This window comes from Diaphorobacter sp. LR2014-1 (genome assembly GCF_002916785.1).
Classification (GTDB): domain Bacteria; phylum Pseudomonadota; class Gammaproteobacteria; order Burkholderiales; family Burkholderiaceae_C; genus Diaphorobacter; species Diaphorobacter nitroreducens.
The window spans coordinates 24,635-48,050 of sequence record NZ_MTBE01000032.1 but is presented as its reverse complement, the minus strand read 5'-3'; the positions used below and the strand labels follow the sequence as shown (position 1 = coordinate 48,050).

The 23,416-nt window shown below is 68.5% G+C and carries 21 protein-coding genes; 3 read left to right on the top strand and 18 right to left on the bottom strand.

Annotation, left to right across the window (positions count from 1 at the left end; genetic code table 11):
* Nucleotides 1-69 precede the first annotated feature (69 nt).
* Together BV908_RS17770 and BV908_RS17760 are read left to right on the top strand one after the other, a co-directional pair.
* The gene (locus tag BV908_RS17770; RefSeq protein ID WP_103738104.1) at nt 70-1,296 is read left to right on the top strand and encodes an IS256 family transposase; all 1,227 of its coding nucleotides are present in this window, start codon (nt 70-72) and stop codon (nt 1,294-1,296) included.
* Nucleotides 1,297-1,881: 585 nt separating this feature from the next.
* Nucleotides 1,882-2,931, top strand: coding sequence for an alpha/beta fold hydrolase (locus BV908_RS17760; RefSeq protein WP_199227645.1), 1,050 nt, complete (start codon nt 1,882-1,884; stop codon nt 2,929-2,931).
* A 16-nt stretch (nt 2,932-2,947) separates the two neighbouring features.
* Here BV908_RS17760 and BV908_RS22490 read toward each other — a convergent pair whose 3' ends face one another.
* From BV908_RS22490 to BV908_RS17700, 12 genes are all read right to left on the bottom strand, one after another.
* On the bottom strand, nt 2,948-3,103 hold the full coding sequence (locus BV908_RS22490) for a hypothetical protein (protein ID WP_158276426.1): 156 nt from the start codon (nt 3,101-3,103) through the stop codon (nt 2,948-2,950).
* A gap of 171 nt (nt 3,104-3,274) precedes the next feature.
* Nucleotides 3,275-4,429, bottom strand: coding sequence for a citrate/2-methylcitrate synthase (locus tag BV908_RS17755; protein ID WP_103738784.1), 1,155 nt, complete (start codon nt 4,427-4,429; stop codon nt 3,275-3,277).
* A 577-nt stretch (nt 4,430-5,006) separates the two neighbouring features.
* The gene (locus BV908_RS17750; RefSeq protein ID WP_103738783.1) at nt 5,007-5,510 is read right to left on the bottom strand and encodes a MarR family transcriptional regulator; all 504 of its coding nucleotides are present in this window, start codon (nt 5,508-5,510) and stop codon (nt 5,007-5,009) included.
* Nucleotides 5,511-6,183: 673 nt separating this feature from the next.
* The gene (locus BV908_RS17745) at nt 6,184-7,353 is read right to left on the bottom strand and encodes an alpha-hydroxy acid oxidase (protein WP_103738782.1); all 1,170 of its coding nucleotides are present in this window, start codon (nt 7,351-7,353) and stop codon (nt 6,184-6,186) included.
* Nucleotides 7,354-7,362: 9 nt separating this feature from the next.
* A complete protein-coding gene (locus tag BV908_RS17740; protein WP_245610632.1) occupies nt 7,363-8,337 on the bottom strand; it encodes a tripartite tricarboxylate transporter substrate binding protein in 975 nt (324 codons plus the stop codon).
* A 177-nt stretch (nt 8,338-8,514) separates the two neighbouring features.
* Nucleotides 8,515-9,435: a LysR family transcriptional regulator gene (locus BV908_RS17730; RefSeq protein ID WP_086929075.1), complete on the bottom strand. Its 921-nt coding sequence runs from the start codon at nt 9,433-9,435 to the stop codon at nt 8,515-8,517.
* 183 nt (nt 9,436-9,618) lie between these two features.
* Nucleotides 9,619-10,797 (bottom strand): Gfo/Idh/MocA family oxidoreductase, encoded by a 1,179-nt coding sequence (locus tag BV908_RS17725; protein ID WP_103738780.1) that lies wholly within the window; start codon nt 10,795-10,797, stop codon nt 9,619-9,621.
* On the bottom strand, nt 10,794-11,771 hold the full coding sequence (locus tag BV908_RS17720) for a PDR/VanB family oxidoreductase (RefSeq protein WP_103738779.1): 978 nt from the start codon (nt 11,769-11,771) through the stop codon (nt 10,794-10,796). Before BV908_RS17720 ends, BV908_RS17725 begins: the two co-directional genes overlap by 4 nt.
* Before the next feature lie 11 nt (nt 11,772-11,782).
* Complete coding sequence (locus BV908_RS17715; RefSeq protein WP_103738778.1) at nt 11,783-12,760, bottom strand: tripartite tricarboxylate transporter substrate-binding protein; 978 nt, start codon at nt 12,758-12,760, stop codon at nt 11,783-11,785.
* Between the two features lie 32 nt (nt 12,761-12,792).
* On the bottom strand, nt 12,793-13,782 hold the full coding sequence (locus BV908_RS17710; protein WP_067513046.1) for an ABC transporter substrate-binding protein: 990 nt from the start codon (nt 13,780-13,782) through the stop codon (nt 12,793-12,795).
* A gap of 4 nt (nt 13,783-13,786) precedes the next feature.
* On the bottom strand, nt 13,787-15,106 hold the full coding sequence (locus BV908_RS17705; protein ID WP_103738777.1) for a Rieske 2Fe-2S domain-containing protein: 1,320 nt from the start codon (nt 15,104-15,106) through the stop codon (nt 13,787-13,789).
* 42 nt (nt 15,107-15,148) lie between these two features.
* Nucleotides 15,149-15,610, bottom strand: a complete 462-nt coding sequence (locus tag BV908_RS17700) for a hemerythrin domain-containing protein (protein WP_103738776.1) — start codon at nt 15,608-15,610, stop codon at nt 15,149-15,151.
* Between the two features lie 361 nt (nt 15,611-15,971).
* Here BV908_RS17700 and nadC point away from each other — a divergent pair, with 361 nt between their 5' ends.
* Nucleotides 15,972-16,829, top strand: a complete 858-nt coding sequence (nadC, locus tag BV908_RS17695) for a carboxylating nicotinate-nucleotide diphosphorylase (RefSeq protein WP_103738775.1) — start codon at nt 15,972-15,974, stop codon at nt 16,827-16,829.
* A 100-nt stretch (nt 16,830-16,929) separates the two neighbouring features.
* Here nadC and BV908_RS17690 read toward each other — a convergent pair whose 3' ends face one another.
* The 6 genes from BV908_RS17690 to BV908_RS17665 form a co-directional block, all read right to left on the bottom strand.
* Complete coding sequence (locus BV908_RS17690) at nt 16,930-17,985, bottom strand: zinc-binding dehydrogenase (RefSeq protein ID WP_017404448.1); 1,056 nt, start codon at nt 17,983-17,985, stop codon at nt 16,930-16,932.
* A 47-nt stretch (nt 17,986-18,032) separates the two neighbouring features.
* On the bottom strand, nt 18,033-19,547 hold the full coding sequence (locus BV908_RS17685; RefSeq protein WP_246867539.1) for an aldehyde dehydrogenase: 1,515 nt from the start codon (nt 19,545-19,547) through the stop codon (nt 18,033-18,035).
* 104 nt (nt 19,548-19,651) lie between these two features.
* A complete protein-coding gene (locus BV908_RS17680; RefSeq protein ID WP_017404450.1) occupies nt 19,652-20,836 on the bottom strand; it encodes an ABC transporter substrate-binding protein in 1,185 nt (394 codons plus the stop codon).
* A gap of 69 nt (nt 20,837-20,905) precedes the next feature.
* On the bottom strand, nt 20,906-21,610 hold the full coding sequence (locus BV908_RS17675) for an ABC transporter ATP-binding protein (RefSeq protein ID WP_017404451.1): 705 nt from the start codon (nt 21,608-21,610) through the stop codon (nt 20,906-20,908).
* Nucleotides 21,607-22,365, bottom strand: coding sequence for an ABC transporter ATP-binding protein (locus BV908_RS17670; protein ID WP_017404452.1), 759 nt, complete (start codon nt 22,363-22,365; stop codon nt 21,607-21,609). The genes BV908_RS17675 and BV908_RS17670 overlap by 4 nt, the downstream gene beginning before the upstream one ends.
* On the bottom strand, nt 22,362-23,390 hold the full coding sequence (locus BV908_RS17665; protein WP_103738773.1) for a branched-chain amino acid ABC transporter permease: 1,029 nt from the start codon (nt 23,388-23,390) through the stop codon (nt 22,362-22,364). The genes BV908_RS17670 and BV908_RS17665 overlap by 4 nt, the downstream gene beginning before the upstream one ends.
* Between the last annotated feature and the right edge of the window lie 26 nt (nt 23,391-23,416).

The following is a 23,416-nucleotide window of genomic DNA, read 5'->3' as shown; positions in this document are numbered from 1 at the left end:
GAGGGTGTGCAGAATTTTGTGTAAACGGACAATCCACCGCCGGCGTAAGCCGGCCTGTCCGTAAGCACAATGAACACCAAGAAACACGACGTACCCGAAGAACTGCTGTCTGGCCTGCTGGCCAACTACAAGAAGCCCGAAGACCTCATCGGCGAGAACGGTCTGCTCAAGCAACTTACCAAGCTGCTGGTCGAGCGAGCCCTGGACGCTGAGCTGACTGAGCACCTGGGCCATGAACGCAACGAGGCGGTGGCCAACCCCGCTGGCAACACCCGCAACGGCAAGAGCAAGAAGACCCTCAAGGGCGAGTTCGGCGAATTGCCCATCGAAGTGCCACGCGACCGCCATGGCAGCTTCGAGCCTCAGCTCATCCCCAAGCACCAGACCCGCTGGGCCGGCTTCGACGACAAAATCATCTCGCTGTACGCCCGTGGCATGACGGTGCGCGAGATACAGGCCCACCTCGAAGAGATGTACGGCACCGAGGTCTCACCCAGCCTGATTTCCTCGGTGACAGATGCCGTGGCCGACGAGGTCAAGGCCTGGCAGGCCCGACCGCTGGAGCCGATTTATCCCATCGTCTATCTGGACTGCATCCATGTGAAGGTGCGCGAGGGCGCGGTGCGGGTCAAGGCGGTGTACCTGGCCATCGGCATCACCATGACGGGCGACAAGGAGGTGCTGGGCCTGTGGCTGGCCCAGACCGAGGGCGCCAAGTTCTGGCTGCAGGTGGTCACCGAGTTGCGCAACCGGGGCGTGCAGGACATCTTCATCGCCTGCGTCGATGGGCTCAAGGGCTTCCCTGACGCCATTGAGGCCGTCTTTCCCAAGGCGGTGGTGCAACTATGCATCGTTCACATGGTGCGCCACAGCCTGAACTACGTCTCATGGAAGCGCCGCAAAGAGGTGGCTGCCGACCTGCGCCGCATCTACACGGCCGCCACCGCCGAGGAGGCCGAGCTGATGCTCGGGGAATTCGAGGAGCGCTGGGATGCCGAGTACCTGCCCATTGGCCAGTCCTGGCGCAGGAACTGGAGCCGACTCATCCCGTTCTTTGACTACCCGCCGGAAATCCGCAAGGTCATCTACACCACCAACGCCATCGAGTCGGTGAACATGGGCCTGAGGAAGCTGACCAAGAACCGGGGCTCATTCCCCAGCGATGAGGCGCTGAGCAAGCTGTTCTACCTGGCCCTGCGCAACATCAGCCAGAAGTGGACCATGCCCATCCGGGATTGGAAGGCTGCGCTGACCCGCTTTACCATTCAGTTCGGAGACCGCATCTCCGTCAACTGAAGTCCGAACCGTTTACACAAAAATTCGGACACGCCCAAGAGGCTCGTCGTCGGCATCGTGGATTGCGCGCTTTCGTGTACCGGGCAAGATGCGACGCGCTCTCCAGCCACGATCCGTATGAACACAGGTCTTCCTTCGCCTGTCGAGCGACCACCCTGTCCAGCGCCCGGCCCGCCGGAATGCTAAAGGGGCCCGCGCCATGCGGAACGCTGGTTCCGCCGCGCCCATCCACCGTACGGCCTGCCCCCAAGCGCAACTCGCATATCGCCTCGGGAAATCTCTCCTGCGAGTAGCCGGCCAGGTCGCTCCTCGAGCCCATCGACATCTGCGGCATGACGACGCAACACAGCTCCTCGAGGTCTGGGGCCAGGGCGTCGCTCCGCCCACGTTCAGTGAGGAGGTGCAGGTGCTGTCGCGGCGGCTGGACAGCGCACAACAGGGTTCGCCCCAGCTTTCATATTGTTAGTCGATTAACAATAATGGTCGGCATGGCCTGGCCGCGCTGGGCCGTCCTCGCCAGACGCTCCGGCGACCGTCCTGCACTGCCAGAGTCGATGCCAATGCCACAGAGAACCAGGAGACAAGATGCACAACACGCCCCCCGCCTCCCGCCGGAGGTTCTTCCGCACCAGTGCTGGCATGGGTGCCGTCCTAGCCGCGGCCACCAGCACCGGCGCCTCCGGCGCCAGCACGCCCCCCCACGCCGCCGTGCGGGTGCGCAGCGGCTTTGTGGCCGGTCCTTCGACCTACTACGAGGTTCTGGAGCCGGTCGCGAAGACCCGCAAGCCGCCCATGGTGCTGATCCACGGCGGGGCGCACACCGGCTCCTGCTACATGGCGACCGCCGATGGCCGCCCGGGCTGGGCGCCCTTCTTCGCAGCCCAGGGCTACCAGGTGGTGGTCCCTGACTGGGCAGGCACCGGTCGCAGCGGCTACATCCCCTACGACGACCTGTCGGGCGAGACGGTCGTGAAGGGCCTTGGCAAGGTGCTGGCCACGCTGGACCGCCCGGCGATCGTCATGACGCATTCGATGTCGGGCCCCTTCGGCTGGAAGCTGCTCGAACTCTTCGGCGACCGCATCGTCTCCCTGGTGGCAATCGCACCTGGCGGGCCGGCCAACGTCAGCGCGCCGACCGAGTTCCTGTCCAGCACGTCGGACGACGTGGAAGTCCGCTTGGCACCCGGCGCTCCGGTGCTCAAGCTCAGCCGCAAGCTGCCCTTCGTTGCCGAACCGGGCTGGGCCACGAAGAAGCTGGTCGGCAGCAGCACGCGCTTCCCGCGCGAGCACCTGGACAGCTACCTGGCCAGCCTGACCGTCATTCCGCCCCGCCTGCTGCTAGAGCGGGTGAACTATGAGAACAGCGCGCCCCGTGTGACCGACCCCTCGGGCTACAAGGGCAAGCGCGTGGCCCTGATCATGGGCACCAACGACGCGGACCACACGGCCGCCATCGACAAGCCCATCGTCGACTGGCTGAACGACATCGGGGCGCGCGCGGAATTCATTCCGCTGGGCGACCGGGGCATCCAGGGCAACGGCCACATGATGATGATGGAGAGCAACAGCGACCAGTTGGCAGCCGGTATTGCCGCCTGGCTGCAGACCGGCAAATTCAGCGCCTCGGCGTCCTAGTACCTCCGGGCAGTGCTCAGGCCAACTCCGCCGTGATCCAGCGGCGCAGGCTGTTGGAGTAGGCCAGGTCGGTGACGCGCGGCAGGTCTTCCACCCGCACCATGCCCTCTTCCAACCACCACCGCGCGGACGCACCGCTTAGCAGGCGGCAGCGCAAATGCGGAGTGGCCATCGCCGTCATCGGGGCTGCCCCTCGCAAAGAGGGAGACGCACGAGTTCGCAGCGGCAGGCCGGTTGCCGCGGGCCCGCAATGCCCGGCGTCCAGTCCGCTCCTCCAGAGGATCGCCTCTCGGCTCCGAGCGACACAGGGCGGCGCTAGCGACGCGCACGGGCCCTGCCACGCTCATGGGCGGGGGACGTAACGGGCGCGCGGCCGCCATAGGCCGGTCACGCTGCGCTGCTCCTCCACATGCGCAGCCCAGCCGGCCATGCGCGCCACCAGGAAGAAGACCGCAGCCGACCAGACGGGAAGCCGGAGCGCCCGCACCAGGCAGACGACGGCAAACTCATGCCTGGGATGGTCCGCGAGATTCTCCTGCGCCCACCCGACGAAATCGGCCACCTGTCGCATGTTGAAGGAGTCGTCGGCCAGCTCCGCGGCGATGGCGAGCAAGTGCCTCGCGCGCGGGTCGCCGCCCATGTAGAGCGGATGCGTGAAGCCCGGGATCCGGTGCGCCCGCTGGTGCAGCCGCAGGGCCTTGTCACGCAGCGCTGTCGCGGACGGTCTTGCGGTGAGGAAACGGTCCACGACCGCGTAGTGCCCGGCGATCTCGGTGCCGGCACTCGCGCAGATGCCCACGGCAATGCAGTCGAAAAGGTTCGCGCCTCCCGAGGCCGCCGCGCGGACGGCCAGGGTGCCCGGCGGCAGTTCGTGGTCAGCGAGGAGCACGAGCAGCGCGTTCACCGCCCGGATCCGCGCGGGCGTGGTCTCGCACCCGAAGGAGCGGATCAGCGTCGATGCGATCGATTCGGAGCGATCCGGCAGCGTCAGCGCTCTGGCCGGGCCGACGCATCCCAGCGCTTGCGCCACCGCACAGATCAGCAGGCGCGCCTCTTGCGCGACACCCGCGTCCTGGGCACCGCCGCCCGACATCCGGCGGGTGCGCTCCAACTGGAGAGCCAGCATCGCAAGCGACCCGTACACGCGGTGAGGATCAGCGCCGTGCAGGATCCGCAAACCGGCTTCGCGTGCCAGTGCCTGGTCGCGCGGCGGGATTCTCCAGGCGCTGGCCCTGTCGACATCGAGCGGAGCACCCCACAGCAGCTCGCAGACACGCTCGAACGGAACGCCCTGCCGCGCGAGGTCGCTGGCCAGGTAGCCCCGGTACGCAGGACCCGCCTCGGTGATTTCCGTGATACCGCTGCTGACGATGGGTGGCCCATGGTCCATCGCACCGGCCGCCGCCGCAGCATGGCCCGCGCGGGCGGCCGCGCGCGCGACCACCCGTTCGATGTCCGAGCGGCTGTACAGGTGCGCCTTGGTTCCGGGCTGGGGCACGCTGCGGATGGCCCCCCCTGCTCACATAGGCGTAGAGCGTCTGCGGGCGGACGCCCAGAAGGGCAAGACTGGCCTTCGCATCCAGGAAATCCGGCTGCCGGCCCGACGTGGGATCGGGGCATGTGCTCATGTGGGCTCCGCGCGATTCCGGCGTTCGCCGGCACGGAAATCCCGAAACCGCGCTATGTCTCCGTAGGCCTAATCATTAGGTATCTAATTATCTCACAGGCTGCCGGGCAGGAGGCGGCGGCACCGGACAGGCGGTTCCGGCGTGCGTTCCATGGGGCATCCATGCCTCTCGCCCGTGGTGCGCGGGGCCCGCGACGCGGCACTGCCGAAGCGCCGGCGCGAACGTCGCGCTCCCGGGCGGTCCGCGAGCGCCGCAGCGGATGCCTTCGGCGATGGCGGCAACCACCGGTGGCCCCCAGACGCGGCCCGATGCGGCACGGTTTCGCCCGGGCGCACTGCGCTATGGCGGGCCCGATGCATCTGAGGGATGGGCAGAGCGTGGCGGCGCCCCGAGGCGCAGTTCGCTTCCACGACGTCGCACCCAGGGCGCGGCCAGCGTCAACGCGAGCTACGTTCTTGCGGATGACTGGGCGGCCGGCGCGCGCTTCGGATCATCCTGGATGCATTCGTCGCTCGCCAGGTTGTCGATGATCTTCAGCAGCGAGCGCCGCACGATGCTGATGTGGGCATCCGTCAGGGATCTGACGGCGAGCGCGTTGACCTCCTCGGCCAAGGGCACGAGCTTCGCCTTGAGGCGCTTGCCCGCCGGCGTCAGGAACACGTAGATGCTCTTGCGGTTGTCGGGACGCTGCTTTCGCAGGACATACCCGAGTTCCTCCATGGCCTTGAGGGCGATCGCCGTGGTGGGCGTCATCACACCGGCCTCCGCGCTCAACTCGGCCTGGGTGAGCCCGTCCTTCTCCCAGAGAATCCGCAGGAATGTCCAATGGCCGAGCTGGACGTCGTGGCGCGCGAGACGGGTCTGCAGCGATCGCAGGAAGGAACGCGTCGCGTCCTTTACCAGATGCGCCAAACGGTCGTCGGGAACGCCCTCATGCCAGTGCTGCAGCATACGGCTCGCTACCTCCGCCGACTCTTTCCCTGCCTTTTTTGCCAATTTTCATTCCTCAATGCATCCCAACGGACACTCTGCCCGGCCGACCCCCTGCAAGACAGCGGCGATCGGCGACATGAACGAGCCGACGGACACGAAGAAGCGGGAGGAGGTTGAAAAGGTGCTGCCCAAGCCAAGCGGACCGCACAATATAGCACCGTACATTCTGCTGTTCCCAGTAGGCGACACGCTGATCCAGATCACAAAACCATACGGTTGCACGGGCGAAGGCGAGACGACGCCAGCGCTTTCGTTCTGGCGAGCTACGGGCTTTGCGCCCCCCTTCGCACGCTCGGCCCCAGGCTACGCGCACGCGTCTACGCGTCGACCTTTGACACGCGGTGCCCAGTCCGCCGGAGGCTGCAGGGGTGGATTGGCTTCAGCGCCCCGCTCCGCGGCTGCGCCGCGGGGTATGCGCACGCGTGAATTGCGCACCCCGTGTCCAGACCACAGTGCCTGCGACGAGCCGCCCGCAGCTGGCGCCTGCGGGCGTCGCGAACTGCGAGACCCGTGTGACATCACGGACCGCCGAAGACGCCGCCACGCCGCCCCCACCGCGTGGCTTGTGCTGCCGACGCCGCTACGGGTCTTCTCCGACCCGGGGCGAGAACATGCAGTCCCTCCCGACGCGTCATGGCGGCTGCGTTCCTACGAGCTGGCGCCCCAGCGCGCCCACCGAGTCCACCCCCAGCAAGCCCATGACGCGATCCGTCTCCTGCAGGAGGATCTCCAGCGCGCGGCCTGCGCCGGCCTCCCCCGCCGCTGCAACGCCGTACAGGGGCGCCCGGCCCAACAGCACGCCGTGCGCACCGAGGGCGAGCGCCTTGACGATGTCGGAGCCCCGCCGAAAGCCGCTGTCGACCAGGACGGGCATGCCGCCGGATGCGGCGACCACAGAGGGCAGCACGTCAAGCGTCGCGGGCATGCCGTCCAGGCTGCGGCCCCCATGGTTGGATACCACGACGGCGTCCGCCCCATGGGAGGCGGCCAGACGCGCGTCGTCCGCGGTGAGGATGCCCTTGATCACCAAGGGGCCCGTCCACTGCGAGCGAAGCCAAGCGATGTCCTCCCAGCTGTAGAACGGATTGCGCTGGGCGCGCGTATAGGCGGCCAGCGCGTACGCGTCGGAGCCCGGCGGCAGGAACTCGGCAAGGTTCTCGAAGCGCGGCATGCCGCGGGCGAACCAGGTGGACACGACCCAATGCGGATGGGTCACCGCGTCCCAGACGATGCGCGGAGAAAAATGCAGTGCATGGGCGAACCGGTTCCGCACATCCCGCTCGCGGTTGCCCGGGATCAGCGAATCGACCGTGACCATGAGTGCGCAGTAGCCGGCCGCGCGTGCGCGCGCCAGCAGCCTGAGCGCGACCTCGCGTCCGCCCCACGGATAGAGCTGGAAGAACTTGGGTCCGTCCGATACCCTTGCCACGGCCTCGATGTCGTTGTTCGAGCCGGCGGACAGCGAGAACCCCACGCCCGCCGCTGCGGCCGCGCGCGCCAGCATGAGGTCCGCGTCCGGCACGTAGATCCCGTTGAGGCCCGTCGGCCCGATCATGAAGGGCGCCGCGAGCCGCTGGCCGAACAGCGTGATGGACAGGTCGCGCGAGCCCTTGCCCGTGACCATGCGCGGCAGGAGGTGATAGCGGTCGAAGGCCGCGCGGTTGCGCCGCAGCGTCACCTCGTCCTCCGCGCCGCCTTCCAGGTAGTCCCAGATCACCTTCGGCAGCCGCCTCTTCGCCAGCCGGCGGAGATCCTCGATGTTGACGACCGAAGGAGGCTGCAGTTTGCGATGTGAATGCATGCGCCTTGCCTACTCCGCGCGGATTCCCGCCGCCTGGATGATCGGCCGCCAGCGCGCGATCTCGCTGGAGATCAGGTCCATGAACATCTGCGGCGGCCCGGGCGTGACGTCGACGCCCTGCGATTGCAGGCTCGCGCGCGTGGAAGTGTCGGCCAGGGCCTTGTTCAGCGCCGCGTTCAGCTTGGCGACGGCCGCATCCGGCGTGCCCGCCGGCGCCATGATCCCGTACCAGGCGCTGGCCTCCACGCCGGGCAGCCCGGCCTCGGCGGGAGTCGGCACGTCCGGCAGGGCCGGGGAGCGCCTCTCGCCCATGACGGCAAGGGCCTTCACCCGGCCGGCCTGGATCTGCGGCAGCGCCGAGACGAGCGGCTCGAAGATCACCTGGATCTGGCCGGCAATGAGGTCCGTGATGGATCCCGCGCTGCCCTTGTAGGGCACATGCGTCATCTGGATGCCCGTGCGCAGCTTGAACAGTTCGCCTGCCAGGTGATGGGCGGAGCCCGTGCCGCTCGAGCCGTAGTTCACGGCGGTGGGCTGGGCCTTGGCGCGCTCGACCAGGTCGCGCAGCGACGCCGCCGGGAAGGCTTTGTTCGCAATCGCCACGAGGGGCATCATGCCGATCTGCCCCACCGGCCGGAAATCCTTCACGGGATCGAACGGGAGCTTTTCGTACATGCTCGCTGCATAGGCATGCGCCGAGGGCGTCACGATCAGCGTGTAGCCGTCGGCTGGTGACTTCGCCACGATGCCGGCCGCGAGCGTGCCGGCCGCCCCACCCCGGTTCTCGATGATCACGGGCTGCCCCAGCGAATCCCCCATCTGCTGAATGAGCGACCTGGCGATCACGTCCGTGGGCCCGCCGGCCGGCGCGCCCACGAACAGGCGTATCGGCTTCGTGGGGTAGGCCGCGCCCTGCGCCCAGGCGCACGGCTGCAGTTGCAAGGTCAGGGTCGCGGCGATGAGCGACAGCATGCGCACTCTCATGAGGTATCTCCTGGATGGTTCTTCGAAGGGGGAAATGTCCCGGCGCTTGCGCCCGCCGGGTGCCCGGCGCGATCCCGGACGCTCGGTGCGGCGGACAGGCCAGCGGGCCTGGGAGGAAGCGCAGCACCGCCCGCGGGCACGCGTGGGGAACGTGGCCGGCTCCGTGGCGGCGCGCTCCTAGTCAAGCACCCGCCTCTGCAGCGTGTCCCGCACCAGCGTCCGCAGCCAACGGTGCGCCGGATCCTCGTGGTGGCGCCTGTGCCATATCTGGATCACCTCCACGCTGGGCGATGCGAACGGCAGCGGCAGGGCCGCGATGCCCTCCTTGCCCTCGAACGCGCCGGCGAGGTCCATGGGAATGATGGCCGTCAGCCCGGTCTGCGGGATGATGGTCAGCAGGCCGAGATAGTGCGGGATCGTGGCCACCACGTTGCGGTGGATACACATCGCGGCCATGGCCTTCTCGATGACCTCCTGGCTTCGACCTTCCGTTCGCACCGCGACATGCAGCGCCGACTGGAAGGAAGCAAGGTCCAGCTCGCCGCGTGCGGCGAACTCCTTGTTGCCCGTGATGCACATGAACCCGCTGTTGCGCAGCAGCCGCTGCTGGAAGACGCCGCCGTTCTTGATGTCGGGGAAGTACCCGATCGCGAGATCGACGCCCCCCGATTCCAACCCCTCCTCCAGCTTCTCCACGATCGGCGACACCGTGCGCAGCCGCACGCACGGCGCCTGCCTGCGCACGGCATTGATCACCATCGGCAGATAGCAGGTCTCGCCGACATCCGTCATGCAGATCGTGAACAGGCGCGACGAGGTGCGCAGGTCCAGCGCCACCTTGGAGAAGATCTGGCGGCGGGCCAGCTCTAGGGCCTGGCGGATGGGCTCCGCGACTTCCAGCGCCTTCGCCGTCGGCTGCATCTCGTTTTTGACGCGCACGAACATGGGGTCGTCGAACGCCTTGCGCATCTTCGACAGCGCGTGGCTCATCGAGGGCTGGCTCAGCTGCAGCCGCTCGCCGGCCTTGGAGACACTGCGGGTCTCCATGAGCGCCTCGAAGACGACGAGCAGATTGAGGTCCTCGTGGGATGGTTGCATCTTGGTCTACCCTTTGGCTGAATCCACGGGAATCTCCCCGGTCTCGCGCGGCGCGCCATGAACCCCAGGCCGCCGCGAGGTGCAGGCAGGCGCCGGAACCGGCCCCGGCGGCCCGCAAACGCCGGTGCCTTCGCCAGGCGCGGCCTGCACGCGGGGCGCCACGGCGCACGCCGGGGCGCTGCCTCAGCGCAGCAGTTCAACGTCCTTGCCCGAGCCCGCCGACTCGAGCAGCGCCAGGCACACCTCGAGCGTGGAGCGCGCCCATTCGCCGTCATGCAGCGGCGCGGTCCCGTCCACCACGGCCTCGTACAGTTCGTCGATGACTTCGAAGCGGGGCACCGCGGGCCGGCCCAGCGGCCGCCGCTCCTTCGTGAGGTCCCCGTACACGCAGACGCTGTCGGGCAGCGGGCGAATATCGCCGCGCTCGCAGGACACCACGACTGGCCCGAAATGCTGGTGCCACGCCGGCGGCGCATCCGCGGGCGCGGGCACGTAGCCGGGCCCGCCATAGGTGCCCGCCGCCTTCAGGCGCGCCTCCTCTTCCGGCGAGCCCACGGCCGCCAGCTTGCGGCGCGCGGCGCCGTACGCATCGGGCGACTTCTCGGCGCCCATCTCGCCGATCCAGCCGCACCATTCGTCCGAATCAAAGTGCCCGTAGCCGTTGTAGCTGACGCTGGCAAACGCCCCGCCCTCGAACCACAGCAGGGCCGAATAGGCGCCCTGGGTCGGGCGCCGGGGATCCCAGTCACCCGTGATCGCGCGCACTCGGCTGACCCGCGTGCCGGCGAGCAGGCGCACGATGTCGACCTGGTGGGCGGCCTGGCTGAACACCACGCCGCCGCCCTCCTCCGTGCGCAGTTCCTCGGGGCGCCGCGGCCGATAGAGGAAGTCGGTGTAGTTGAGCGCGTGGATCATGCGCACCCGCCCGAGCTCGCCGCCCAGTGCGATCTCGCGTGCGCGCAGGTACGGCGTATCGAAGCTGTGGCAGTGGCCGACGATCAGGTACACGCCGGCTTCCCGGCAATCCCGGATCATCGCGTCGCAGTCGCCCAGGGACAGCGCCATGGGCTTTTCGACGAGCACGTGCTTCCCGTGCCGGGCGGCGATGCGCGCCTGCTCCGCATGGAACTGGTGCGGGCTGGCGATGTAGATCGCCTCGACGTCCGGGTTGGACGCAAGGCCCTCGATGTCCGCGTATACCGGCGCATCGAAGTCGCTCGCGAAGCGGCCGCGCGCGGGATCCCGCGGATCGCAGGCCGCCACCAGCCGCACGCGCGCGTCGCGCTGGAGCGTGGGCAGCATGAGCGTGAAGGCGCGGCCGAGGCCGGCCACGCCGAGTCGAAGCGGGCGGGCGGCGTTCACAGGTCGATCACCAGTTCGTCGGACTTGGCCCGGGAGACGCAGATCATGATCTGGCTGTCCATCTCCTCGGGCAGCAGCACCATGTCCCGGTGGTCCGCCTCGCCGCCCAGCAGCTTCGTGCGGCAGGTGCCGCAGGTGCCGCTCTCGCACGAGGACGCCGCGTTGCAGCCGTGCTCGTGGAGGACCGACAGGATGGACTTGCCGACGGGCACCTCGAACACCGCGCCCGTGCTGGCCAGCTTCACCATGAAGGGCTTGTCGTCGGGCCGCACGCCCCCGCCCTCGTTGAAGCTCTCGAAATGCACGTTGGCCGGCGACCAGTGGCCGGTCATGTCGCGCACCGCCTCCATCAGCGCGCGCGGGCCGCAGCAGTACACGTGGGCCGTGTTGGGCTTCTCCAGCACCGGCCAGAGGTCGAAGGCGCGCGCGGGGTCCCCGTGGCTGTGGTGGATCCGCACGCGGCTCTTGAGCTCGGCGGCGCCGAGCTCCTCGCGGAAGGCCGCGGTCTCGGGAAAGCGCGTCAGGTAGATGAGCTTCCACGGCGCCGGCGGCAGCTCGCCGAACGACCGGATCATGGACAGGATCGGCGTGATGCCGATGCCGCCTGCGATGAAGAGATAGCCCTTGGCGTTCTCGACCAGCGGGAAGGCGTTCGACGGCAGCGACGTGGGCAGCGTGTCCCCCTCATGCAGCTCCTCATGCATGGAGAGCGAGCCGCCCTGCCCCGCGGGATCACGCTTGACGGCGATGACGTAGCGGTGGCGCTCCGCGGGATCGTTGCACAGCGAATACTTGCGCAGCATGCCATTGGGGGCCTGGACCTTGACGTGCGATCCCGGCGTGAACGGCGGCAGCGCGCTGGCATCGGGTTGTACCAGCTCGAAGCTGCGGATGTCGCGCGCAACGTCGAGGATCCGCGCCACGCGCAGCGGCATCTGCGTGTCGGAATGGGTTGGGGGTGGGGTGACCGTCATGGCGCGCGGGACTACTCGGCCTTCAGCTGGGCACGCGCGGCGGCGTCGGTCACCTGGGCCTTCTCGGCGCTCAGCGCCCGCGCGAGCTGTTCGGGCGATCCGCCCACCGGATCGACGCCCGCGGTGCGCAGCTGCTCGATGACCTCGGGGACCTTCACGATCTTGTTGATCTCGGCATTGATCTTGGAGATGACCTGCTTCGGCGTACCGGTCTTGGCCAGCACCGCGACCGTGAACGCGAAATCGAAGCCGGGGATCTTTTCCGCGAGCGCGGGCATCTGCGGAGCCAGCGGAGAACGCGTCGTCGAGTTGGTGGCCAGCAGGCGGGCCTGGCCCGACTTGACGAAGCCCATGAGCGACGGCGGCGAGGCAAACACCATGTCCACCTGCCCGCCGATCATGGCGGGGACCGAGACGGCGCTGCCCCTGAACGGAATGTGCGTCATCGAGATGCCCAGGCTCGCATTCATCGCCTCCATCGTCAGGTGGTGGATGCTGCCGTTGCCTGCGGAGCCGTAGTTGAGGCCCCCCGGCTTCGCCTTGGCCAGCGCGACGAGCTCCTCCAGCGTGTTCGCCTTGACGTTCGCGTTGACGGCGAGGAACAGCGGGGCCTTGCCCACCAGGGAGATCGGCACGAAGTCGTTGGCCGCGTCGTAGGTGATCTTCTTGTTGATCAACGGCGTGATCGACAGCATCGGCCCGTCGGTCACCAGCAGCGTGTAGCCGTCAGCCGGGGACTGCAGGATCGTGGAGGCGGCGACCGAGCCACCCGCGCCGGGCCGGTTGTCGACATAGACCGCCTGTCCCAGCGTGTCGCCCAGCGACTTGGCGAGGATGCGCGCCACTGTGTCGGGAAGGCCGCCAGCGGCATAGGGAACGACCAGCTTGATGGCGCGGCTCGGATAGGCCTGGGCATGGGCCAGGGAGCCGAACGCGAGTTGGGCGATACAGGCCAAGCCGACCAGCCAGGCGGGGATCTTGTGCTTCATGGGGGATGTCTCCAGTTGTGAGTGATGCGGAATCAGATGCTGTAGGTCTCGTAGGTCGCGGGGTGGAAGAGCTCGCTGACCGACACGTGGCGCGACGACAGTCCCTGCTCATAGTGGGTCCGCACGAAGGTCTCCAGCGTCCTGGCCGAGGCCGCTACGCCGTACGACCAGAAGTCGTCCCCCATCGCCTCGCGGGCGGCCTGCAACTGCTCCTCGACGAAGGGCAGCGTGACCTTGGTGGCCGAGGTGTCCGACAGCAGCTCCAGCGCGGCGGCCTTGGACTGGGTGAAGGCCTTGACGAGCGCGGCGGGAAGCCAGGGGTGCTTGGCAGCGAGCTCCTTCCTGACGGCCGCAACGTGCATGATCGGGAACACGCCCGTACGCCGGTAGTAGTCCTTGGCCACCGCGGTCGGGTCGTCGAACAGCCAGCCGATGTTCGGATTGGCGAGCGCCGACCGGCTCGGCGGGCGCGGCGCCATGAAGCCGTCGATCTCGCCGCGATCGAGCATCTGGGAGATCGTGGCCCCCTCGGGCGCCTGCTCGATCCGGACGTCTTCCGGCAGCTGCAGCTTGACCTTCTCGGGCCGTCCCGGCGTCTCGATGCCCCCGCGCACCCAGGTCACGTCGGAGGGGCGCACGCCGTAGTCGTCCTGCAGGATCGCGCGCGCCCAGACGTTGGCGGTGAGCTGGTACTCGGGCAGGCCGATGCGCTTGCCCTTCAGGTCGGCCGGCTCGCGGATGCGGTCCTTGCGCACATAGATGGACGTGTGCCGGAACGCCCGCGAGAGAAAGACCGGCAGCGCGATGTAGGGGCACTCGCCGCGCGAGTGCTTCACCAAGTAGCTGGAGAACGAGAGTTCCGTGATGTCGAAATCGACGCTGCGCATCGCCCGGAAGAACATCTCCTCGGGATTGAGGAGCATGTACACGGGATCGACGCCGTCGATCTGGACGCGGCCGTCGAACAGCGCACGGGTGCGGTCGTAGTCGCCCATGGCGACGGAAAGTTGGAGTTTGCTCACGGGATCAGGACTTCACGGAATAGGAGGGTTCGAACTCGGGGCGGTCTTCGCTGTCCAGCCAGACGTAGCGGGCCTCGTAGGTGCGCCAGTCGGTCGTCTTGGGGACGATGGCCTGGAAGGAACAGACGGCCGGCGTGGCCGCTTCGGCGCCGGTGCCGATCGCTGGCGCGCCTTGATCGAAGGCCTGCACGGCCTCGAGCATCTGCTTGCGGAACTCCACGATCGCCAGGTCGCTGGCGCCCAGGCGGTCATGGGTGCGGTCGGCGATGGCCCCCATGGTCAGCCACATCGCGACATCCTGGTTCGGGAAGCCTGTGATGCCTGTGAAGTTGCCGGCCTTCATGGCGTTGCGGTCCTGCCAGAACTTGTTCGCCTCGTTGCGCAGGGGACGGTAGTTCTGGTCCAGGTCGACACCCACCGTCTGACGCAGGAACTTGCGCCAGGTTTCGGTCTCCGGCGTCTGCGACGGGTGACCCCATGCGATGAAATAGAACGCCGTGTTCGTGTCGTCCATCGGCACGTTGACGTTGGCCACGTTGTAGAGGTTGTTGGGCGGGATCAGGGCCGTGGCCGGGGCCACGAAGACCGTCGAGCGCACGTAGTCGTTCTCCGCGGCGTTCGTGATCGGACGGCGCAGCGCGGCATAGCGGAAGCCATAGCCGGTGCGCTGCACCTGCATGCGCGGGGCCTTGTCGGTCGAGGGGCGCAGCCAGGTCTTGTCGGTGGCCTTCGCGCCATCGACCCGGGCCGGAACCATGTCGGAGGAATGGAGGCTGGAGCTGTGGGCCGAGTCGATGGCGCCCTCGAGAATCTGCGCCCAGTTGCACGGCAGCAGCACTTTCGCGATGCTCACCCGCGTGTCCGCCGTCGGCGCCCACGGCGGCGGCTGGAATTCGGGCATGGTCTCCTTGGGCCCCATGTAGGCCCACACCATGCCAGCCCATTCCTTGGTGGGGTACGCGGTGTGCTTGACCTTGTCGACCATGCCGCTCGAAGCCGGCTCGGAAGCCATCTCCAGCACGTTCCCGTCGACGTCCATCTTCCAGCCGTGGTAGAGGCAGCGAAGCCCTCCCTCCTCGTTGCGGCCGTAGACCAGCGACGCACGACGGTGGGGGCAGTACTCATCCATGACCCCGATCCGGCCTTCGCTGTCCCGGAAGACCACGAGGTCCTCGCCGAACGCCCGCGCCTTCACCGGCGTACCGTCGGGTTCGCTCACCTCTTCCACCAGGCAGATCGGCGTCCAGTGGCGGCGCATCAGGCGTCCCATCGGGGCGTCGCCTTCGACGCGACAAAGCAGTTCGTTTTCTTCGTGAGTCATCATGATGTCATCTCATCTCTAGTGGTGGTTGATTCAGGGGTGGAACTAGCAGGCCAAGGCGGCCTCGGGCTTTCGGCCCACGCGCAACACCACGGGCTTGGCGCCGTGCTGCAGCTTGCAGAGCCAATGGGTAAGTGCCGAGTCGAGGTGCTGGACGTGGGGCGGAAGCCAGGCCGCCAGCTCGTCCGCCACCCGGCGGGCCACCTTGAACTCCCCACGCTCCAGGCGTGCGCGCACGCCGCGCAGCGTGGAAAGCACCGCTTCGTGCTCGCTGATGTGGCAGTCGCGCGGCGGAAACGCCGTCGCGCGCATGAGCTCGTTCTCGGCCGCGAAATGTGAGGCCGCATGCTGGAGCACCGCATCCAGCGCCTGCGCCATCTCCGGCGCGGCGGCGCGCCGCATGCGCTCGATCAGCTCGGCCAGCTGCTCGTGCTCGCCATCGATCGCGGCATGCCCGAGAAGCAGCGAGTCTGACCAGATTGGCGCCGGGTTTTCAGAGGGCTTCATGGTGGGGAGTACTGGCACCGCTGGCGATGCCTCGTTTTGTTAGTTGCCTAATAATTCTAGGTGCACGCGTTGATCCAGGCAACGGTTTTCCCTACGGGGTTTCCCTAGAATCATTTGGTCTCTAATAATTTTGTAAACTCGGACTCGATGTGTACGCATGGCGGTGCGTGTGCGTGCGTGCGCACCGGTTCGGCCGACGGGCAAACGTCTCCTCCAGTCGCGCGCATGAGCGAGGTGAGGCCGCAAGCCATGCTCCGGCGCCGGTGGCCCCGGTGGCTGGCGCTCCGCCGGCCCACGCAAGCACAGGCGGCACGGCCGCGCCGGGACGCGGCCTCCCCAGGATGAACAAAAAGGATTGAACGTGAGTGAGAGAGAGTTTCTGAAGCAGGTGCACCAGGACGTCGAGCGTGCCTTGGACGAGGATGTCGGCCCGGGAGACCTGACCGCGGAACTGGTCCCGGCGACCGCCCGCGCCACGGCCACCATCACGTGCCGCCAGGCGGCGGTCGTCTGCGGCCGGCCCTGGGTCGAGGAGATACTGCACCGCCTGGCGCCGACGGCGCGGGCCGACTGGCGCGTACCCGATGGCGGCACCTGCGTGCCCGGGCAGGCCGTCGTGGTGATCGAAGGCGTGGCGCGCGAGCTCCTCACCGCGGAGCGCACCTGCCTGAATTTCCTGCAGACGCTCAGCGGCGTGGCGACCAAGACCGCCCGCTATGTCAAGGTGGTCGAAGGCACGCGCGCGGCCGTCCTAGATACGCGCAAGACCATCCCCGGCCTGCGCGCCGCGCAAAAGTACGCCGTGCGCTGCGGCGGCGGCCAGAACCACCGGATGGGCCTGTACGACGCCGTCCTGATCAAGGAGAACCACATCGCGGCAGCGGGCGGCCTGACGGCCGCGTTCCGCGCGGCGCAGGCGCTCAAGGGCCGCGTGGCCTTCATCCAGGTGGAGGTCGAGACGCTGCGGCAGTTGCAGGAAGCGCTCGACGCGGGCGTGGACATGGTGCTGCTGGACAACATGCCCCTGGAGACCGTCCGTGAAGCGGTGCGGCTGGCCCAGGGCCGCTGCAGCCTGGAGGTCTCCGGCGGCGTCACCTTCGAGACGCTGCGGGCCTACGCGGAGACCGGCGTCGACCGCATCTCCGTGGGCGCGCTGATCAAGGACGTGACGGCCGTCGACTTCTCGATGCGCTTCAGCGAGCGGCCGCTGGAGGCCTGAGCCGGGACCGCGTCGCGTCGGCGCGCATGCCGGCGACCGGACGGGCCCGTGCGCCGGGCCGTGGCCCGCATACGCCCCCGGTACCGGCGCCCCGCCGCCATCAGAGCAGGAACACGCCCTTGCCGCCCACGCCCTGGTCGAACAGCCGGTAGGCCTCCTCGGCCCGGTCCAGCGTCCAGCGGTGGGTGTACAGCTGGCCGACGTCGAGCCCCTTGGCGGCGACGAAGGCGGCGCACTCGGCCTGGCCGGTCGTCGAGAACGTCCACGACCCCATGACCGTCATCTGGCGGCGCAGCAGCTCCGGACTGACGTTGATGCGCACCTCGCCGCCCTCGCCGACGAAGCAGCAGGTCCCCCAGGTCTTGGCCGCACGGATGGCCGCGCTGCGCGCGGATGCCGCCCCCGAGGTCTCCAGCGACTTGTCGACGCCCTGCCCGCCGGTCAGCTCCAGGATGGCTTCTGCGACATCGCCGTCGCCCGACGGGGCGAAGGCCACGTCGGCGCCCAGTCGGCGTGCGTGCTCGAGCCGCTGCTCGTTCGTGTCGATGGCGATGACGCGCGCATTCATGGCCCGCGCGAACTGCGTGGCCGACAGGCCGACGGGCCCCTGCCCGAAGATGGCGATGGTGTCTGCCGCGGACAGGTGCATGCGCCGCAGCGCCTGGTAGGCGGTGCCGGTTCCGCAGGCGATCGCCGCGCCGGCCTCGAAGCTCAGCGAATCCGGCAGCGTGACCACGGTGTTCGCCGGCACCTTCAGGTAGGGCGCGTGGCCGCCGTCGTCGTTGTTGCCGTACACGCGCACCATCGGCTGGACGTTGCGGCACAGCTGCTGCCAGCCGGTGCGGCAGTGCGCGCAGGCGTTGCAGCCCTGGTAGTGGTGCACCATGACCCGCTGCCCGACCCGCGCGAGCTGCGCCGGCACGGCCGAACCGACCGCGCAGACGATGCCCGCGGGCTCGTGGCCGGCGATGGGCGGGCGGCCGATCAGCGATGGCATGTAGGCAGGCTGGTCCAGCGGCCTGCGGTAGTTCTGCAGGTCGGTGCCGCACATGCCGGACGCCTTCATCTCGATGACGACGTCCAGCGGCCCGGGCGTCGGGTCCGGCACCTCGAGGTACTCGATCTTGCGGTTCCCGGGAAATACGACACCTCTCATCGTGGCTCCTATGCGATGGATCTGTGGCTGTGCGGCCGGGAGGGTGCCTAGGCCTTGAAGGCGAACGGGTCGCGCACCTCGTCGCCGAGCTCGCACCAGACGCTCTTGGTCTGCAGGTAGTGGTTCACGGCCTCGGTGCCGTTGACGCGCCCGATTCCGCTGGACTTGTAGCCGCCGAAGGGCGAATTGAAGGCCAGCGTGTGGTAGGTGTTGAGCCAGACCGTTCCCGCCTCGAGCCGCCGCGCCATCAGGTGCGCGCGCCGGAAGTCCTTGGTCCACACCCCCGCGGCCAGCCCGAACTCCGAATCGTTGGCCAGGGCGAGGACCTCGTCGTCGTCTTCGAAGGGCATGACCGCGAGGACCGGCCCGAAGACCTCCTTGCAGATCACCGGATTGGCCGCATCCGCCCCGCCCAGGATCGTGGGCGCGAAGAAGTAGCCGCCGTCGAAGCCTGGCACCGCCAGGCGTTCGCCCCCGCAGAGCACGCTGGCCCCTGCGGCCACGGCCTCGCGCACGATGGCCTGGTCCTTGTCCAGCTGGGCCTTGCTCGCGACGGGCCCCATCTGGGTGGCCTGCGCCAGCGGGTCGCCGACCGCGATCCGGCCCGCCCGCCGCACCAGGCGGGAGACCAGTTCGTCGTAGATGCGGCGGTGGATGTAGGCGCGCGAGCCCGCCACGCAGGTCTGGCCCGCCGCCGCGAAGATCCCGGCCAGCACCCCGATTTCCGCGCGGTCGATGTCGGCGTCCTCGAAGACGATGTTCGGGCTCTTGCCGCCCAGCTCGAGCGTGCACGGGACGAGCTTCCTGCCCGCCTCGGCGGCGATGGCCCGTCCCACGTCCGTGCTGCCGATGAAGGAGATCTTGCGGACCTGCGGGTGTCCGACGAGCGCCTCCCCGGTTTCCCTCAGCCCCGTCACGACGTTGAGGACGCCGGGGGGGATGCCGACGCTTTCCGCCAGCCGGGCGATCTCGATCGCCGAGGCCGACGTCACCTCGCTGGGCTTGACGACGATGGTGTTGCCCGCGGCGAGCGCGGGCGCGGCCGACTCGATCATCAGCAGCGTCGGAGAGTTCCAGGGCACGATGACGGCCACCACGCCCAGGGGCTCCTTGAGCGTGTAGTTGAGCACCGACGTCTGCGCGACCGGAATGACCGCGCCCTCGATCTTGTCGGCCATGCCGCCGAAGTAGCAGAGCCAGTCGCGCACGATGCGCGCCTGGGTCTGCATCTCCGAGGCCAGCTTGCCGTTCTGCGTCGCCTCGAGCGCGCCGATGTGCATCGCGTTCTCCGCGATCGCGTCGCCCCAGCGCATCAGCAGCCGGCCGCGCTCGGTCGCGGACATGCGGGACCAGGGGCCGCGGAATGCCTTGGCGGCCGCCGTCACCGCCCGGTCCACCTGGTCGGCGCCGGCGATGGCGAAGTCGCCCCAGCGCCGCCCGGTCGTGGGGTTGAAGGACTCGAAGGTACGTCCCGGCTCGGCCGCGACGGCCTCGCCGGCAATGTGCAGGCCGTAGCTGCGGGCGCCCATCTCGTGATTCGGCAGCGAAGTTGACTGCGACATGGTGGCTCGGATCCTCTTTCTGAACAAACGGGGTGGACACGGGCGGCCCTTGCGGGGGCGCGCCGCGCGGCGGCGCCACCCGACCGGGCACGGCCGCCTCTCGCCTACAGCGGACAAGCCGCCAGGTGCGGATCGGCCGTGCCCTCGAGCACGACCTCCTTGGACTTGAGGCTCCAGACGGGTCCGCTTCCATCGACTTCGACCGCGACGAACCGGTCGACCGGGAAGCCGTTCTTTCCGATCCGGTACTGGACCCCGCGAACGGACCGGTAGGCCGCCTTGCGCAGCGCCGCGCTCAGCTTCGCGGCTTCCTTGGTGTTGCCGCCCAGTTCGTCCACGGCGGCCTTCAGCTGCGTGACCATGTCGTAGGACGTCGCGGCGTAGTTCGACGGCAGGCGGCCGTACTTGGCATTGAATTCCTTGACGAAGCGCTTGTTCTCGGCGTTGTCCAGGTCCGCCGCCCAGAAGTCGGCTGTTTCCGAGCCAAGCACGCCCTTCACGCCCGCGGCCTGCAGGCTCGGCAGGTTGAGCTGGTCCAGCGTGAAGGCCGTGAAGAGCTTGGTCTTGCCGGCCAGGCCCGACTGGTCGAACTGCCGCGCGAAGGCAGCGCCCGCGGCACCCGGGTAGAAGGCGAACAAAGCATCGGCGCCGGACGCCCTCACCTTGCTCAGCTCCGCGGAAAAGTCGAGCTGCGGATCGTCGCCCCACCGGGTCATGTCCGCACCGACCACCTCGCCCGTGTACACGCGCCGCACGGCCTGGAGGAAGTCCTTGCCCGCGGTGTAGTTCGGGGCCATGAAGTACAGCTTCTTGGCGCCGCGCAGGTTCATGAGCTTGCCCACCGCCATCGGCAGCACGTCGTTCTGCGCGTGCATCGCGATGAAGTTCTCGTAGCACAGCTTGCCCGCGATGTCCGACGGGCCGGCATTGACGCTGACCACGACCTTGCCGGCATCGACGATCGGCTTGCGCGAGGCCAGCAGCACGTTGCTCCAGATGTAACCGCCCAGCACGTCGACGCCGTCCTGCTGGATCAGCTTCTGCGTCTTCTGGCGCCCCAGCTCGGGCTTGAGCCCGTCGTCCTCGTAGACGATCTCGACCTTGCGCCCACCCATGCTGCCGCCGATGTGCTCGACCCCCAGGTTGACCGCATCGACCACGTCCCGGCCGATGACCGCGCCGCCGCCGGTCAGCGTCGTCACGACCCCGATCTTGATCGGCGGCGTCTGCGCGCCGGCCGGAGCGGCCATGGCGGCAGCCAGCGCCAGAAAAATGCCCAGTATCTTCATTTCATCGTCTCCTTTGATGGAACAAGCAAAGCGGATGGGGATGGGGATGGGCCGGCGCCACGGCGCGGGTCACACGGCCATGAGCCCCGAGATCCTTTCCAGGTCGGACTCGACGTCCTTGGCGGTCCCCGTCCATTTGATGCGGCCGCGCTCCATGACGTAGAAGCGGTCCGCCAGATGCACGAGCTTCTTGAGGTGCTTGTCGACGATGAGGATCGCCAGGCCCGTGCGGCGCAGATCGGCCAGGCACCGCCAGATCTGCTCCCGGATCAAGGGCGCCAGCCCTTCGGTGGCTTCGTCCAGGATGAGCAGGCGGGGATTCGTCATCAGCGCGCGTCCGATGGCCAGCATCTGCTGCTCACCGCCCGACAGCAAGTTTCCGGCGGCAAGGCGGCGCTCGTGCAGCTTCGGGAAGATCTCGTAGACGCGATCCACAGTCCATGGCGCGGCCCCCGCGGTCCGGCTGGCCGCCGTCGCCATGAGGTTCTCGTGCAGGGACAGGTTGGGAAAGATGTGCCGTCCCTCGGGCACGAGGCCCACGCCCAGCCGCGCGATCTGGTCGGCCGCCAGGCCGGTGATGTCGACGCCCTGGAACGTGACGTTCCCGCCCTTCTTCGGAAGCAGCCCCAGGATGCTGTGCACCGTGGTCGTCTTTCCCATGCCGTTGCGGCCCATGAGGCACACCACCTCGCCCTCTCCGATGGACAGGTCCACGTCGAAGAGCACGCGGTTGGCGCCGTAGCCGCCCGAGAGACGTTGAACGCTGAGCGTCATAGATCATCCCCCAGGTAGGCGTTGCGAACATCCGGGTTGGCGCGGATCTCCGCGGGCGTGCCGGTGGCCAGCACCGTGCCGCCCACCAGGACCGTGACCCGGTCAGCCAGCCCGAAGACCGCATCCATGTCGTGCTCCACCAGGATGATGGTGGTCTTGCCTTTCAGGCGTGCCAAGTGCTGGGTCATCTCCAGTCCTTCCTCGTGCCCCAGCCCGGCCATGGGCTCGTCGAGCAGCACGATCGCGGGGTCGCCGGCCATGGCCAGCGCGAACTCGAGCAGGCGCTGCTCGCCATGACTCAGGCTCTCGACCAGCGCCCCTGCCCTGCCGTGCATGCCCACGCTGCGCAGCAGTTCATGCGCGCGCGCTTGCAGCGGGGCGTCGCGCTGGATCGAGCGCCAGAAGCTGAAGGCGTGCCCGTCCTGGGCCAGGATCGCCAGCACGGCGTTCTGCAGCACGGACATGCTCCGGGCCAGCGCCGTGATCTGGAAGGACCGCGAGATGCCCCTGCGGGCCCGCTGCGCCGGAGACAGGCCCGTGATGTCCTGATCGTGAAGAAGGATGCGCCCGCGGTCCGGCCGCAGGGCCCCGAACAGCTGGCTGATCAGCGTCGTCTTGCCCGCCCCGTTGGGGCCGATCAGGGCATGGATCTCGCCCTTGCGGATGTCCAGCGACACGTCCCGGGTGGCGACGACGCCACCGAAGGCCTTGAACAGCCCGTCCATGGCCAGCACCGGTGCGACGGCGGCGCTCATGCCGAACCTCCCTTGGTTCCCAGCAGCAGGCTGGCCAGCCCCCGGCGCCCGCCGCTCACCGCGACGATCAGGAAGGCTCCGAACCAGAACTCCCAGTAGGCAGTCTTGCTGCCCAGCAGCTGCTCGATGAGCACGAACGCGGCCGCCCCCAGGACCGGGCCGCAGGCCGTCCCGCTGCCGCCGAGCACGACCATGAACATGAGCGCCGCGGACAGCTTCCAGCTCGTGAGGTCGGGCGTCACGAAGCTGGTGAGGTTGGCGTTCAGGAACCCGGCCAAGCCGCAGACCGCCGCGGCGAGCACGAAAGCCGCCAGCCGGTAGCGATCGACACTGAAGCCCGACGCCTCCACGCGCTGCTCGCTCTGGTTCGCGGCCGCCAGGACCAAGCCGAAGCGCGAACCCTTGATGCGCACGAACCCGAGCGAGGCGAGCGCCAGGGCGCCCAGGGAGGCGAAGTACAGGACGGGCCGGCTGCCCAGGTCCAGCCCCCCGGAGAACACGCTCGACCCGGTGATCGTGAGCCCGTCGTCGCCCCCGAACTCGCGCAGGCTCATGAGCGTGAAGTACGCCATCTGTCCGAACGCGAGCGTCAGCATGATGAAGTGGGCCCCCCGCGTCCGCAGTGCGAGCACGCCGATGGCCGCGCCGGCCAGCGCGCTCGCCACAATGCCCAGCGCGAGGTGGGCGTATCCATTGTCGATGCCGTAGTACGCCGGGATACCGACGCAGTACGCGCCGATGCTGAAGAACATTGCGTGCCCCAGGCTGTGCAGCCCCGCGACGCCGATGAGCAGGTTCAGGCTGGCCGCGGCAAGCGCCAGCACCAGGATCCGGTTGGCGACCTCGGCCCAGAACCCCAAGCCGGCGTAGGCGAGGACCGGCCACGCGACGGCGAAGCCCAGCAGCAGCGCGGTCGCGAGCGCCTCGTCCGACCACGGCACGCGCGGCCGCCTGCCATGCCGGGCCGCCACCTGTCCGGAAGCGCGGGAGTCCGCAGTGGCGACGGAAGAAGTATCGATCAGCATCAACGCAATCCTTGTGGGTAACGGAA

Excerpts from the sequence above, each read along its gene's own strand:
- BV908_RS17750 (WP_103738783.1), bottom strand. The coding sequence starts at position 5,510 with ATGCTGCAGCACTGGCATGAGGGCGTTCCCGACGACCGTTTGGCGCAT.
- BV908_RS17730 (WP_086929075.1), bottom strand. The coding sequence starts at position 9,435 with ATGCAACCATCCCACGAGGACCTCAATCTGCTCGTCGTCTTCGAGGCG.
- BV908_RS17675 (WP_017404451.1), bottom strand. The coding sequence starts at position 21,610 with ATGACGCTCAGCGTTCAACGTCTCTCGGGCGGCTACGGCGCCAACCGC.
- BV908_RS17745 (WP_103738782.1), bottom strand. The coding sequence starts at position 7,353 with ATGCATTCACATCGCAAACTGCAGCCTCCTTCGGTCGTCAACATCGAG.
- BV908_RS17760 (WP_199227645.1), top strand. The coding sequence starts at position 1,882 with ATGCACAACACGCCCCCCGCCTCCCGCCGGAGGTTCTTCCGCACCAGT.
- BV908_RS17670 (WP_017404452.1), bottom strand. The coding sequence starts at position 22,365 with ATGAGCGCCGCCGTCGCACCGGTGCTGGCCATGGACGGGCTGTTCAAG.
- BV908_RS17705 (WP_103738777.1), bottom strand. The coding sequence starts at position 15,106 with ATGATGACTCACGAAGAAAACGAACTGCTTTGTCGCGTCGAAGGCGAC.
- BV908_RS17700 (WP_103738776.1), bottom strand. The coding sequence starts at position 15,610 with ATGAAGCCCTCTGAAAACCCGGCGCCAATCTGGTCAGACTCGCTGCTT.
- BV908_RS17665 (WP_103738773.1), bottom strand. The coding sequence starts at position 23,390 with ATGCTGATCGATACTTCTTCCGTCGCCACTGCGGACTCCCGCGCTTCC.
- BV908_RS17740 (WP_245610632.1), bottom strand. The coding sequence starts at position 8,337 with ATGAGAGTGCGCATGCTGTCGCTCATCGCCGCGACCCTGACCTTGCAA.
- BV908_RS17685 (WP_246867539.1), bottom strand. The coding sequence starts at position 19,547 with ATGTCGCAGTCAACTTCGCTGCCGAATCACGAGATGGGCGCCCGCAGC.
- BV908_RS17770 (WP_103738104.1), top strand. The coding sequence starts at position 70 with ATGAACACCAAGAAACACGACGTACCCGAAGAACTGCTGTCTGGCCTG.
- BV908_RS17690 (WP_017404448.1), bottom strand. The coding sequence starts at position 17,985 with ATGAGAGGTGTCGTATTTCCCGGGAACCGCAAGATCGAGTACCTCGAG.
- BV908_RS17680 (WP_017404450.1), bottom strand. The coding sequence starts at position 20,836 with ATGAAGATACTGGGCATTTTTCTGGCGCTGGCTGCCGCCATGGCCGCT.
- BV908_RS17715 (WP_103738778.1), bottom strand. The coding sequence starts at position 12,760 with ATGAAGCACAAGATCCCCGCCTGGCTGGTCGGCTTGGCCTGTATCGCC.
- BV908_RS17720 (WP_103738779.1), bottom strand. The coding sequence starts at position 11,771 with ATGACGGTCACCCCACCCCCAACCCATTCCGACACGCAGATGCCGCTG.
- BV908_RS22490 (WP_158276426.1), bottom strand. The coding sequence starts at position 3,103 with ATGGCCACTCCGCATTTGCGCTGCCGCCTGCTAAGCGGTGCGTCCGCG.